Raw genomic sequence first — 11631 nt, forward strand, 5'->3', positions numbered from 1 at the left:
CTGAGCCCCGCGCGTGTCCTGGCTCAGACAGATGTGAGACGGGCTCTTGAGTGAAGGGTGGGGGTCTCTGAAGCTTGGGTTTGCAGACTCAGGACCTCAGGAGACCCCCGATGCAGGTGTTTGGCCTACAGGCTGGAGTTTATCGTGGAGCGAGCTGGGCGTCTCGCCTGACCGCGAAGACCTCGGAGATCGCAGGGGTCAGGCGAGACGCCCTTCGGCGGTTCGATCAGGCCAGGCGTGACGGCCTGAGCGCTGTACAGGCGGCCAGGGCGGTCGGGGTCAGCCGCGCCTCTTTGAACCGCTGGAGCCACCGGCTCGAGCCGAAGAGCCGCCGGCCTCTGCGGACCCGGCCGAAGAACTGGACCCACCCGCTGATCAGGGCCGTGCAGGCGCTTCGCGAGGACTTTCCGATGTGGGGGAAGGCCAAGCTCGGTCCCTTACTGCGCGAGCGCGGCTTCGAGGTCTCCGACGCCACGGTCGGCCGGATCCTGAAGACCCTGATGAACCGCGGCGTGGTCCAGCCGGTCCAGACCCTGCGCCGAAAACGGCTGTTCAGGCGATGGACGCCCCGGCGCAAGTACGCCGTTCGCTTGCCCAAGGGGATGAAGCCGGACCGTCCCGGCGGCCTGGTGCAGGTCGACACCGTCTTCATCACCCTCGCGCCAGGCCGGGCCATCAAACACTTCACCGCCTATGACCCGGTCGCCAGGTGGACGGTCGCCAAGGCCGCCAAGCGGGCGACCGCCGCCGCCGCCAGCCTGTTCCTCGACAAGGTCCTCGCCGAGATGCCCTTCCCCGTCACCGGCATCCAGGTCGACGGCGGCTCAGAGTTCAAGGCCGAGTTCGAAGAGGCCTGCCAGGCCAAGGGACTGGCCCTCTACGAACTGCCCCCAAAGTCCCCCCAGCTCAACGGCGCCGTCGAACGCTGCAACGGCGTCTGGCGATACGAGTTCTACGGCGTCTACGATCTGCCCGCCAACGTCGAGGCGCTCAACCCCCTCCTCGACAGCTTCCAGCATCTCTACAACCACCACAGACCCCACGGAGCCCTTGCCGGAATGACCCCAGCAAGATACCTCGCCAGACTGCAAGCCTCAGAGACACCGCCGTCTCATATGTCTTGAGCCCGGACAGCGCGTTGACTCGGACGGGTCGGTCTGTATAAGAGCCCGCTTCCGTCCGCAGGGTTCCCTGCGGGCGCCGTCTTTGCTTTCTATTTCTTCAGGACGCCAATCATGTACGCGGTGATCAGAACCGGCGGCAAACAGTACCGGGTCGAACCCGGCGACGTGCTGGTGGTCGAAAAGCTGGGCGGAGAGCCCGGCGCCGACGTCGCCTTCTCGGACGTCCTGATGCTGGGCGACGGCGCCTCGGTCACCGTCGGCGCGCCGACCGTCGAGGGGGCCGCAGTCAACGCCACCCTGATCGAGACCCGTAAGGGCGAGAAGGTCCGGATCTTCAAGAAGATTCGTCGCCAGGGCTATCGTCGTACCCGCGGCCATCGCCAACCCGAGACGGTCCTGCGCGTCACCTCCATCTCCGGAGCCGGCAAGACGGCGGCCTGGGACGGCGTGGTCGACCTGACCCCGAAGGCCCTGCTGGACGCCAAGGCCCGCAACCTGAAGGCCGTTGTGGCGTCACTGGAGGCCGCAATCCCGACCGCCAAGCCGGTGAAGGCGCCCGCCAAGGCCAAGGCTTCCGCGAAGGCTGAGGCCGAGACCCCCAAGGCTGAGACCCCCAAGGCTGAGACCCCCAAGGCTGCGGCCCCCAAGGCCAAGGCTGCGAAGGCGGCGGCCCCCAAGGCTTCCGCAGGCGAAGCTAAGCCGGCTCCCGCCAAGAAGGCTGCGCCGAAGAAGGCTGCAGCCAAGAAGACCGACGCCGAATAAGCGTCGGACCCAGAGTTCCAGGAGGCCCCCATGGCTCACAAGAAATCCGGCGGTTCCTCGCGCAACGGGCGCGACTCGGCGGGCCGCCGCCTCGGCGTCAAGAAGTTCGGCGGTGAAGCCGTCCTCGCCGGCAACATCATCGTGCGCCAGCGCGGCACCAAGTTCTTCCCGGGCGACAATGTCGGCATGGGCAAGGACCACACCCTCTTCGCGACCGCCCACGGCGCCGTGAAGTTCATCACCAAGCGTGATGACCGCACCTATGTCTGCGTGGACAACGCGGCCGGCTGACGCGGACCTTCCCGAAGGTCCGCCTGCCTGGCGGACCGGAGGACCTCCCGAAGCGGGGAGCCCGGACGCCGGGCTCCCCGTTTTCGCATCAGGCCCCCGGCAGAGGGGCCGGGAGGTTTCCGAAATGCGTCCCGTTCAGTTTGACCCGGTCCGGATCGACCCCGTAATCGATACCCCTCGTCTGCGCCTGCGCGCACCCCGCCGATCGGACGCCGCCCGGATTGCGGCCCTGTGCTCGGATTTCGAGGTCGCCCGCACCACCGCCCGGCTTCCGCACCCCTACGGCCTTGAGGACGCAGAGGCCTTTCTCGCCTCGGGCGACACCCTTGACCCCGACCTGGAGGCCCGCTTTGCTCTAGACCATCCGGTCGAGGGCCTGGTTGGCGTCCTGTCCTTCTTCGGCGAACCCGCCCCGGCGACGGAGATCGGTTATTGGCTGGGCCGGCCCTACTGGGGCGCCGGCCTGATGACCGAGGCGGAGACCGCCGCCCTGGCCTGGGCCGCCCGGGACTGGGGCCGCACCCACGTCCGCGCCTGGCGGCTGGACGAGAATCCGGCGTCGGACGCGGTGCTGGTGAAGGCCGGGTTTCTTTACACCGGAGAGCGTCGCCAGACCTTCGTGCTCTCGCGCGGCGAGGCCCTGCCCTCCCGCGGGATGATGTGGCTGGCCTGATTTTGCCGGCGGGACGTGCTAGGGCGAGGCCATGAAGTTCCTGGACCAGTGCAAGATCTACATCCGCTCGGGCAATGGCGGCGGCGGCGCCGTGTCCTTCCGGCGCGAGAAGTACATCGAGTACGGCGGCCCGGACGGCGGCGACGGCGGCCGGGGCGGGGACGTCTGGATCGAGGCGGTCGACGGACTGAACACCCTGATCGACTACCGCTACCACCAGCACTTCAAGGCCGGGACCGGCGTTCACGGCATGGGTCGGAACCGGCATGGCGCAGCGGGCGAGGACATCGTGCTGAAGGTCCCCGTCGGCACCGAGGTTCTGGAGGAGGACCGCGAGACCCTGATCGTCGACCTCGACCATCCCGGACAGCGAGTCCTGCTGGCCAAGGGGGGCAATGGCGGCTGGGGCAATGACCGTTTCAAGGGCCCGATCAACCAGGCGCCCTACCACGCCAACGCCGGCCAGCCGGGCGAGGAGAAGTGGATCTGGCTGCGGCTGAAGCTCATCGCTGACGTCGGCCTCGCCGGCCTGCCCAACGCCGGAAAGTCCACCTTCCTGGCGGCGTCCAGCGCAGCGCGGCCCAAGGTCGCCGACTATCCCTTTACAACTCTCGCTCCCAACCTCGGCATCGTCGACCTGTCGCCGGAGGAGCGGTTCGTCATGGCCGACATTCCCGGCCTGATCGAGGGCGCCTCGGAGGGCGCCGGGCTGGGGACCCGATTCCTGGGCCATGTGGAGCGCACGGCGGTGCTGATCCACCTGGTGGACTGCACCCAGACTGACGTGGCCGAGGCCTGGCGGACGGTCCGGCATGAGCTGGAGGCCTACGGCGCCGGCCTCGCCGACAAACCGGAGATCCTCGCCCTGTCCAAGGTCGACGCCCTCGATCCCGACACCCTCCAGATGCAGAAGGAGGCCCTCGAGGCCGCCTCCGGCCGCCCGGTCAGCCTGGTCTCCGGCGTCTCGGGCCAGGGCGTGAAGGACCTCCTGCGGGAGGCCTGGCGGCAGGTCCTGGCGCGCCGCGCCGAGGCCAAGGCGGCGGCCCGGCCAGGCGGGGAGACTGCGGGAGACTGGCGGCCGTGAGCGGCCTCGCCTCCGCCCGCCGCGTGGTCGTCAAGATCGGCTCGGCCCTCGTCGTCGGCCCCGACGGCGCCCCGGACAGCGCCTGGCTTTCCGACTTCGCCGCAGACCTCGCGCGGCTGCGCGCCCGGGGTCAGCAGGTCCTGGTGGTGTCCTCGGGCGCCGTGGCCCTGGGCCGCCGCCGCCTCGGCCTGAACCGCAAGGCCCTCACCCTGCCCGAGAAGCAGGCCGCCGCCGCCGCCGGCCAGTCGGCCCTCATGCACGCCTGGGAGGCGGCGCTGGAGCCCCATGGCCTGCCGGTCGCCCAGGTCCTCCTGACCCGCGACGACACCGAGATCCGGCGTCGCTGGCTGAACGCCCGGGCCACCCTGGAGACCCTCCTCGACCTCGGCGTTGTGCCGGTGGTCAACGAGAACGACACGGTGGTCACCGAGGAGATCCGCTACGGCGACAACGACCGGCTGGCGGCCCGCGCAGGCCAGCTGATCGGCGCTGACCTCCTCGTCCTCTTGTCGGACGTCGATGGCCTCTACACGGCGGACCCGAGGTCCGATCCCAGCGCCGCCCACGTACCCCTGGTCACCGACCTGGACGCCGGCATCGAGGCCATGGCCGGAGGCGCCAACGTCTCGGCCGGGGTCGGCACAGGCGGCATGGCGACCAAGATCATGGCCGCCCGGATCGCCCGCCAGGCCGGCTGCGCCACCCTCATCACCCTCGGCGGCCGGGCCTCGCCCCTCGCCGCCGTGGAGGCCGGGGCGCGTGCGACCCTGGTCACCGCCGCCCTCTCCCCGCACGCCGCCCGCAAGTCCTGGATCGGCGGCTCCCTCGCGCCCTCCGGCGTGATCCGGATCGACGCCGGGGCCGCCCGGGCCCTGCGCCGCGGCAAGAGCCTGCTGGCGGCCGGCGTCACGGCGGTCGAGGGCCGGTTCGGCAAGGGCGACGCCGTGGTGGTGCGCGACGAGGCGGGCGCGGAGGTGGGGCGAGGACTCTGCCGCTACGATTCCGACGACGCCGCGAGGATCTGCGGCCTCAGCTCCGCCGCCGTCGAGGCCGAGCTCGGCTTCTCCGAGGGCCCGGTCATCCACGCCGATGACCTGGCGGTCTCGGCCTGATCAGGGAAGGGCGGTGACCTTCCGGGCCGCGAGGTCCGCAAGGCGCGCCGCATCGACGCCCAGACCTTCCAGGACCTCACGGGTGTGCTCGCCCAGGGCCGGACCCGGCCAGCGCACGCCTCCAGGCGTCTCGGAAAGCCTCGGGAAGGCGTTCTGCATCTTCACCCTGCCGAAGACCGGGTGGTCCACCTCGACGATGGACTGGCGGGCGGTGAACTGGGGATCGGCCAGCATGTCGGGGGCGCGGAAGATGCGGCCGCAGGGCACGCCGTTGGCCTCCAAGAGGGCGAGGAGCTCGGGCAGGGGCCAGTTGCGGGTCCAGTCCGAGACGATCCGGTCCAACTCGGCCTGGTTCTCGCCCCGGGCGGCGTGGGTGGCGTAGCGGGGGTCTGCCGCCAGGTCCTCGCGACCCATGGTGCCGGCCAGCCGGGCGAAGACCGCATCGCCATTGCCGCCGATCAGCAGGCTCTCGCCATTGGCGCAGGGATAGACGTTGGATGGGGCGATCCCCGGCAGGATGGAGCCCGAGCGCTCGCGGACATAGCCGGTCAGGTCGTATTCGGTGACCAGGTTCTCCATCACCGAGAGGACGCTCTCGTAGAGGGCCGCGTCGATCATCTGGCCCCGGCCCGTCCGCTCGCGGTGGTGCAGGGCCATCATGACGCCGATCACGGCGTGCAGGGCGGTGAGGCTGTCGCCGATCGAGATGCCGGCCCGGGCCGGCGGCCGGTCGGGCTCGCCGGTGACGTACCGCAGGCCGCCCATGGCCTCGCCGATCAGGCCGTAGCCGGCCCTCTGCGAATAGGGTCCCGTCTGGCCGAAGCCGGAGACCCGGGCCATGACCAGGCGGGGATTGCGGGCGGCCAGGACCTCGTAGCCCATGCCCCACTTCTCCAGGGCGCCGGGGCGGAAGTTCTCGATCAGGACGTCGGCCTGGTCGATGAGGGCCAGGGCCAGTTCGCGGGCTTCGGGCTGGCGCAGGTCCAGGGCGACCGAGCGCTTGTTGCGCCCGATCACCGGCCACCAGGGCGACAGGCCCTTGGGCAGGGACCGGCCCCACTGGCGCATGGGATCGCCCTTGCCCGGGTCCTCGATCTTGACCACGTCGGCGCCGAAGTCGCCCAGCACCTGGCCGCAGAAGGGCCCCGCGATCAGGGTGCCCATCTCCACGACCCGCAGGTCGGAAAGAGGGCCTTTCGGCGCGTGATCGGGCATGTCGCTCTCCGGTTCCGGGCGGCCGACCTAGGCCGCAGGCCGCCGCCGCTGTCAATCGCCTGTGCTCTGGGGTTTTCCTTCCGCCCCGACGGGCGTATGCCCGCGTGTATGACCCGCTACGTCCATGCGCCGCCGCCGGCGGTTCTCCTGCCTGTCGTAGGCTCCGACGCCCTCTTCCCGGTCCGTCGTGTTCTCTGTGTGGGCCGGAACTACGCCGCCCACCGGCGCGAAATGGGCGGCGATGACCGGGACCCGCCCTTCTTCTTCGCCAAGCCGGCGGACGCCATAGTCCCCCCGGGGGGCGCGGTTCCCTTTCCGCCGGCCACCACCAACCTCCACCATGAGATCGAACTCGTCGTCGCCCTGAAGTCGGGAGGTTCCGATATCCCGGTCGGGCGGGCTCTTGAGGCCGTCTTCGGCTACGCCGTCGGCGTCGACCTGACCCGCCGGGACCTGCAGGCCCTGGCCAAGGACAAGGGCCAGCCCTGGGAGGCCGCCAAGGGCTTCGACGCCTCTGGCCCCGTCTCGGCGATCCGGCCCTGGTCGGAGGCCCCGCCCCAGGGCGCCATCCGCCTCTCTGTCAACGGCGCGGTCCGCCAGGACGCCGTCGTGGCGGACATGATCTGGGACGTCGCCGAGATCATTTCCGAGGCCTCCCGCCTTTGGACGCTGAAGCCTGGCGACCTGTTCTTCACGGGGACGCCGGAAGGAGTCGGTGTTCTCCAGCGCGGCGACCGGATCGAGAGCGAGGTCGAGGGCGTCGGCTCTCTGTCCTTTCAGCTGGAGTGACCATCATTGACCCTCACCCTCTACAACTTCTGGGCCGCCACGGCGCCCTACCGAGTCCGGATCGGCCTCGCCCTGAAGGGGCTGGAGTTCGACACCGTCCCCGTCGACCTTCGGGCTGGCGACCAGCATGGCGAGGCTTATCGCTCCCGAAATCCGCAGGGCCTGGCGCCGGCCCTCGAGACAGGGGGCGGGGAGCTCCTTACCCAGAGCCTGGCCATCCTGGAATGGCTGGAGGAGACCTACCCCGAGCCCGCGCTCCTGCCGGCCGATCCCCTTGGACGGGCGCACGTGCGCGCCATGGCGAACATCGTGGCCTGCGACATTCATCCGCTGAACAACGTCCGCGTCCAAAGGGCCCTGGAGGGCCTGGGCGTCTCACGCGATGACGTCACGGCCTGGTGCGCCCGCTGGGTGGGCGACGGGTTCGACGCCCTTGAGATTCTGGTCAACCGGCATGGCGGGGGGTTCGCCTTTGGGGCGACGCCGACCCTCGCCGACTGTCTCCTGATCCCGCAGGTCTACGCCGCTGCGCGCTACGACCTCGACATGTCACGCTGGCCGGCCCTCAAGGCGGTCGCCGAGCATGCCGCCGGTCATCCAGCTTTCGAGGCCGCCCATCCCCGGAACCAGCCGGGAGCCCCGAAGGCCTGAATGCTGGAGGATCTTAAGGCCAATAACCGCAGGTGGGCCGCCGCCAAGCTGTCCGTCGATCCCGGCTTCTTCCAGCGCCTGGCCGGCCAGCAGAGCCCGGAGTATCTGTGGATTGGCTGTTCCGACAGCCGGGTGCCGGCAAACGAGATCGTGGGCCTCGATCCGGGCGAGCTCTTCGTGCACCGCAATGTGGCCAATCTCGCTCCACCCCAGGACGCCAACTACCTCTCGGTCCTGCAGTTCGCCGTGGATGTCCTGAGGGTCCACCACATCATGGTTGTGGGTCACTACGGCTGCCACGGAATTGCAGCTGCCGTCGACGGCAAGCGGCGGGGCCTTGTCGACCACTGGCTTCACCCGATCCGGGAGACCTACGCCGAGAACCGGGGCGAACTCGAGGCCCTCGAGGCCGGCCCGCGCCTGGACCGTCTCTGCGAACTGAACGTCATCCGCCAGGTCCGCAACGTCGCCTCCGACGTCTTCGTTCAGGACGCCTGGGCGCGGGGACAGGATCTCAGCGTGCACGGCTGGATCTACGCCATCCACGATGGTCTGCTGACCGACCTGTCGGTGACCGTGTCGGACGCCGCCGGCCTGGAAGCCCTCCAGCCCGGGGTCAGGCCAGCTTGATCTCCCTCAGCCTCTGCTGAAGGAAGGCGTCGGCGGTGATCGGTTCGGGGAAGGAGTCAGGCCGCTCCGGCGTGATGCAGCCGGGCAGGGTGCGGACCTCGAAGTCCGGCCGGAAGTGCAGGAAGAAGGGGGTCGAGTAGCGCGATACGCCCCGCCGCTCCGGCGCCGGGTTGACCACCCGGTGGATGGTCGAGGGCAGAACCCGGTTGCTCAGCCGCTCCAGCATGTCGCCGATGTTGCAGACCAAGGATCCGGCCGGCGGGTTCACGGCGATCCAGCGGCCGTCATGATCGAGGACCTCCAGCCCCGCCTCCTCGGCGCCAAGCAGCAGCGTAATGACGTTGATATCCCCATGCGCTCCGGCCCGGATGTTCGGCCCGTCCGGCGGGACCGGCGGATAATGCAGGAGGCGCAGGATGGAGTTGCCGTCCCGGACCGGGTCGTCAAACCAGTGGCGGTCAAGGCCCAGGTAGACCGCCAGGGCCTGCAGCACCCTCAGGCCGAAGTCCTCCAGGGCGTGGAAGAGCCAGGACACCTCCTCGCGGAAGGCGGGGATATCGGCGGGCCAGACATTGGGCGGCATGACCGGGGCGTAGGGGTGCCCCTTCGGAAGATCCCGGCCCACATGCCAGAACTCCTTCAGGTCGAAGTGCTGGGAGTCCTTGGCGGTCTCGACTCCGAAGGGGGTGTAGCCGCGCTGACCCCCGACGCCGGTCACGTAGCGGCGCTTCACCGCCTCCGGCAGGGCGAAGAAGGCGCGGGAGGCCTCCAGCGCCCGGTCGATCCTGGGCAGGTCCAGGTCGTGGTGGGCGATGACGCAGAAACCGTACCGGACGAAGCTGTCGCCCAGACGTCGGGAAAAGCCCTCGAAGTCGGCGGACCAGTCGTTGAAATCCACCGGCGGAAGGCCGGGAGGGGCGGGGCTCTGGCTCATATTCGCCTCCTACACCGGGGCGAGGCTCCGCGCCAATCCGGAGGGTCGCCAGGGCATCCGGGACGTTTTCAAATGCTGCAATGCAGCGTAGGGTGATCTCATGGCGACCAAGATTCAATCCGATGCAGCCTCCGCCCTCACCGGCCTGTTGTTTGACGGCATGACGGTCATGGCCGGGGGCTTCGGCCTCTGCGGCATTCCCGAAAACCTCATCCTGGCCATCCGCGAGTCCGGAGTGAAGGACCTGACCGTGGTCTCGAATAACTGCGGGGTCGACGGCTTCGGCCTTGGACTGCTGCTCGAGAACGGCCAGATCCGCAAGATGATCAGCTCCTATGTCGGTGAGAACGAGCTGTTCGAGCGGCTCTACATCGAGGGAAGGCTGGAGGTGGAGTTCACCCCCCAGGGCACCCTGGCCGAGCGCATCCGCGCTGGCGGCGCCGGCATCCCGGCCTTCTACACCCGCACCGGCGTGGGCACGGTGGTGGCCGAGGGCAAGGAGACCCGCGAGTTCGACGGCGAGACCTACCTGATGGAGCGGGCGCTGAAGGCCGACCTGTCCATCGTCAAGGCCTGGAAGGGCGACGCCGAAGGCAATCTGATCTACCGGAAGACCGCGCGGAACTTCAATCCGATGATGGCCACGGCCGGCCGGGTCTGCGTGGCCGAGGTCGAGACCCTGGTTCCGACCGGAGCCCTCGACAAGGACATGATCCACACGCCGGGGGTCTACGTGCACCGGATCCTTCAGGGCCCGGCCTACGAAAAGCGCATCGAGCGCCTGACCACCCGTCCCCGCAGCGAGAAGGCGAGCGCCTGATGCCCTGGACCCGCGATGACATGACCGCCCGGGCGGCGCGCGAGCTGAAGGACGGCTTCTACGTCAACCTCGGCATCGGCATTCCGACCCTGGTGGCCAATCACATCCCCCCCGGCATGCAGGTCACCCTGCAGTCCGAGAACGGCATGCTGGGCATGGGCCCCTATCCCTTCGAGGGCGAGGAAGACCCGGACCTGGTCAATGCCGGCAAGATGACCATCAGCGAGCTCGACTCCTCATCGTATTTCAGCAGCGCCGAGTCCTTCGCCATGATCCGCGGCGGGCATATCGACCTGTCGGTCCTGGGCGCCATGCAGGTGGCGGCCAATGGCGACCTGGCGAATTGGATGGTCCCCGGCAAGATGGTCAAGGGCATGGGCGGCGCCATGGACCTGGTGGCGGGCGTCAAGCGCGTCATCGTGGTCATGGAGCACTGCGAGAAATCGGGGCGCTCCAAGCTGGTGCGCGAGTGCACCCTGCCCCTGACGGGCAAGGGGGTGGTGGATCTCCTGATTACCGACCTCGGGGTCTTCGAGATCAACCGGGGCCGCGGCGCCGTCAGGCTTGTGGAGCTGGCCCCCGGCGTTACCCTTGAAGAGGTCCGGGCCCGGACCGAGGCGGCCTTCGTCACCGACCTGGTCTGATCCGGCCCGACGCAAAGGAGTTGCGCCCATGATGCGTGTCTTCCTGTCCATGTGCCTGGTCCTGTTGGTCGGCGCTGCGGCGCCCGCCGCTTCCACCCCGCCCAAGGGCTCGAACCTGCGGACCTCAGTCTTTGCGGGCGGCTGCTTCTGGTCCGCCGAGCATGACATGGAGGGCGTCCGCGGCGTGGTCGACGTGGTGGTCGGCTACTCGGGAGGGTCGAAACGCAATCCCACCTACGAGAACCACGAGGGCCACCTGGAGGCCATCCGGGTGACCTGGGATCCGGCCCGCACGACCTACCCGGACCTGGTCGCCGCCTTCTTCCGGAACATCGATCCCACGGATCCCAACGGCCAGATCTGTGACATCGGCCCCAGCTACCGCACGGCGGTCTTTGTCGAGACCGACGCCGAGAAGCGCGTCGCCGAACAGGTCAAGGCCGACGTCGCCCGCCAGATCCGCCGGCCGGTCGCCACCCGAATCCTGCCGCGCTCGACCTTCTGGGTGGGCGAGGGCTACCATCAGGACTACGCGGTCAAGAATCCCGGCCACTACAAGCGTTACCGTATCGGCTGCGGCCGCGACGCCCGCATCCGGGCGGTCTGGGCCGGGCGCGGTTGAGGGGCGCCCGTTACGCGGGCACACCGGGCTTTAAGCGTGGCGTTTTTGCAGCAGTCCGACCTGTGAATCCGACTGTTAAAAAACCGTCACCCAAATTGTGACATTCCGCGCTATACGCACGCCCGACCGGTCGGGGCAGGCTGCAGGCCGGATTGATCCGATGGAGGGGTATCCATGATGTCCACGAGAATGCTCGCCCGCAGTACGGCGGTGGCCGCCCTGATGTGCGCCATGGCCGCTCCGGCCTTCGCCCAGGAAACCACCAGCGCCATCCGCGGCC

At 69.2% G+C, this 11631-nt stretch carries 14 protein-coding genes; 12 read left to right on the forward strand and 2 right to left on the reverse strand.

The features are described 5' to 3' along the window. Positions 1-110: 110 nt before the first annotated feature. The 6 genes from IM632_RS00595 to proB all read left to right on the forward strand — a co-directional run bounded on the left by IM632_RS00595 (position 111) and on the right by proB (position 5046). Entirely contained in the window at positions 111-1124 is a 1014-nt protein-coding gene (locus tag IM632_RS00595; RefSeq protein ID WP_296481805.1) for an integrase core domain-containing protein, read from the forward strand. Positions 1125-1235: 111 nt separating this feature from the next. Next, complete coding sequence (gene rplU, locus IM632_RS00600; RefSeq protein ID WP_296481803.1) at positions 1236-1886, forward strand: 50S ribosomal protein L21; 651 nt, start codon at positions 1236-1238, stop codon at positions 1884-1886. 30 nt (positions 1887-1916) lie between these two features. After that, the gene (rpmA, locus tag IM632_RS00605) at positions 1917-2177 is read left to right on the forward strand and encodes a 50S ribosomal protein L27 (protein ID WP_296481801.1); all 261 of its coding nucleotides are present in this window, start codon (positions 1917-1919) and stop codon (positions 2175-2177) included. A 124-nt stretch (positions 2178-2301) separates the two neighbouring features. Then, entirely contained in the window at positions 2302-2850 is a 549-nt protein-coding gene (locus IM632_RS00610) for a GNAT family N-acetyltransferase (RefSeq protein ID WP_296481799.1), read from the forward strand. 31 nt (positions 2851-2881) lie between these two features. Beyond that, a complete protein-coding gene (obgE, locus tag IM632_RS00615) occupies positions 2882-3934 on the forward strand; it encodes a GTPase ObgE (protein WP_296481796.1) in 1053 nt (350 codons plus the stop codon). Continuing rightward, complete coding sequence (gene proB / locus IM632_RS00620) at positions 3922-5046, forward strand: glutamate 5-kinase (RefSeq protein ID WP_296481920.1); 1125 nt, start codon at positions 3922-3924, stop codon at positions 5044-5046. Before obgE ends, proB begins: the two co-directional genes overlap by 13 nt. Here the strand turns inward: proB and IM632_RS00625 are convergent, their stop codons facing one another. Next, positions 5047-6261, reverse strand: a complete 1215-nt coding sequence (locus IM632_RS00625; RefSeq protein WP_296481791.1) for a CoA transferase — start codon at positions 6259-6261, stop codon at positions 5047-5049. A gap of 108 nt (positions 6262-6369) precedes the next feature. On the opposite strand from IM632_RS00625, the gene IM632_RS00630 reads away from it, so the two are divergent. Genes IM632_RS00630 through IM632_RS00640 form a run of 3 tightly spaced genes read left to right on the forward strand, consistent with a single transcriptional unit; the run spans position 6370 to position 8331 of the window. Further along, positions 6370-7050, forward strand: coding sequence for a fumarylacetoacetate hydrolase family protein (locus IM632_RS00630; RefSeq protein WP_296551916.1), 681 nt, complete (start codon positions 6370-6372; stop codon positions 7048-7050). 6 nt (positions 7051-7056) lie between these two features. Further along, entirely contained in the window at positions 7057-7701 is a 645-nt protein-coding gene (gene maiA / locus IM632_RS00635) for a maleylacetoacetate isomerase (protein WP_296498075.1), read from the forward strand. Continuing rightward, positions 7702-8331, forward strand: coding sequence for a carbonic anhydrase (locus IM632_RS00640; protein ID WP_296504238.1), 630 nt, complete (start codon positions 7702-7704; stop codon positions 8329-8331). On the opposite strand, the gene IM632_RS00645 is transcribed toward IM632_RS00640, so the two are convergent. Next, entirely contained in the window at positions 8318-9265 is a 948-nt protein-coding gene (locus IM632_RS00645; protein ID WP_296498077.1) for a 2-oxoglutarate and iron-dependent oxygenase domain-containing protein, read from the reverse strand. The genes IM632_RS00640 and IM632_RS00645 overlap by 14 nt on opposite strands. Before the next feature lie 100 nt (positions 9266-9365). On the opposite strand from IM632_RS00645, the gene IM632_RS00650 reads away from it, so the two are divergent. Genes IM632_RS00650 through msrA form a run of 3 tightly spaced genes read left to right on the forward strand, consistent with a single transcriptional unit; the run spans position 9366 to position 11351 of the window. Continuing rightward, a complete protein-coding gene (locus tag IM632_RS00650; RefSeq protein ID WP_296481778.1) occupies positions 9366-10085 on the forward strand; it encodes a CoA transferase subunit A in 720 nt (239 codons plus the stop codon). Continuing rightward, positions 10085-10729 carry a 3-oxoacid CoA-transferase subunit B gene (locus IM632_RS00655; protein WP_296519077.1) on the forward strand — a complete coding sequence of 215 codons (645 nt, stop codon included), beginning with the start codon at positions 10085-10087 and terminating at the stop codon, positions 10727-10729. The genes IM632_RS00650 and IM632_RS00655 overlap by 1 nt, the downstream gene beginning before the upstream one ends. 28 nt (positions 10730-10757) lie before the next feature. Then, on the forward strand, positions 10758-11351 hold the full coding sequence (msrA, locus tag IM632_RS00660; protein ID WP_296481774.1) for a peptide-methionine (S)-S-oxide reductase MsrA: 594 nt from the start codon (positions 10758-10760) through the stop codon (positions 11349-11351). The last annotated feature ends 280 nt before the right edge of the window (positions 11352-11631 follow it).

It is taken from the genome of Phenylobacterium sp., from assembly GCF_020402505.1.
Classification (GTDB): Bacteria; Pseudomonadota; Alphaproteobacteria; order Caulobacterales; family Caulobacteraceae; genus Phenylobacterium.

Excerpts from the sequence above, each read along its gene's own strand:
- IM632_RS00595 (WP_296481805.1), top strand. The coding sequence starts at position 111 with ATGCAGGTGTTTGGCCTACAGGCTGGAGTTTATCGTGGAGCGAGCTGG.
- rplU (WP_296481803.1), top strand. The coding sequence starts at position 1,236 with ATGTACGCGGTGATCAGAACCGGCGGCAAACAGTACCGGGTCGAACCC.
- rpmA (WP_296481801.1), top strand. The coding sequence starts at position 1,917 with ATGGCTCACAAGAAATCCGGCGGTTCCTCGCGCAACGGGCGCGACTCG.
- IM632_RS00610 (WP_296481799.1), top strand. The coding sequence starts at position 2,302 with ATGCGTCCCGTTCAGTTTGACCCGGTCCGGATCGACCCCGTAATCGAT.
- obgE (WP_296481796.1), top strand. The coding sequence starts at position 2,882 with ATGAAGTTCCTGGACCAGTGCAAGATCTACATCCGCTCGGGCAATGGC.
- IM632_RS00625 (WP_296481791.1), bottom strand. The coding sequence starts at position 6,261 with ATGCCCGATCACGCGCCGAAAGGCCCTCTTTCCGACCTGCGGGTCGTG.
- IM632_RS00630 (WP_296551916.1), top strand. The coding sequence starts at position 6,370 with ATGACCCGCTACGTCCATGCGCCGCCGCCGGCGGTTCTCCTGCCTGTC.
- IM632_RS00640 (WP_296504238.1), top strand. The coding sequence starts at position 7,702 with ATGCTGGAGGATCTTAAGGCCAATAACCGCAGGTGGGCCGCCGCCAAG.
- IM632_RS00645 (WP_296498077.1), bottom strand. The coding sequence starts at position 9,265 with ATGAGCCAGAGCCCCGCCCCTCCCGGCCTTCCGCCGGTGGATTTCAAC.
- IM632_RS00650 (WP_296481778.1), top strand. The coding sequence starts at position 9,366 with ATGGCGACCAAGATTCAATCCGATGCAGCCTCCGCCCTCACCGGCCTG.
- IM632_RS00655 (WP_296519077.1), top strand. The coding sequence starts at position 10,085 with ATGCCCTGGACCCGCGATGACATGACCGCCCGGGCGGCGCGCGAGCTG.
- msrA (WP_296481774.1), top strand. The coding sequence starts at position 10,758 with ATGATGCGTGTCTTCCTGTCCATGTGCCTGGTCCTGTTGGTCGGCGCT.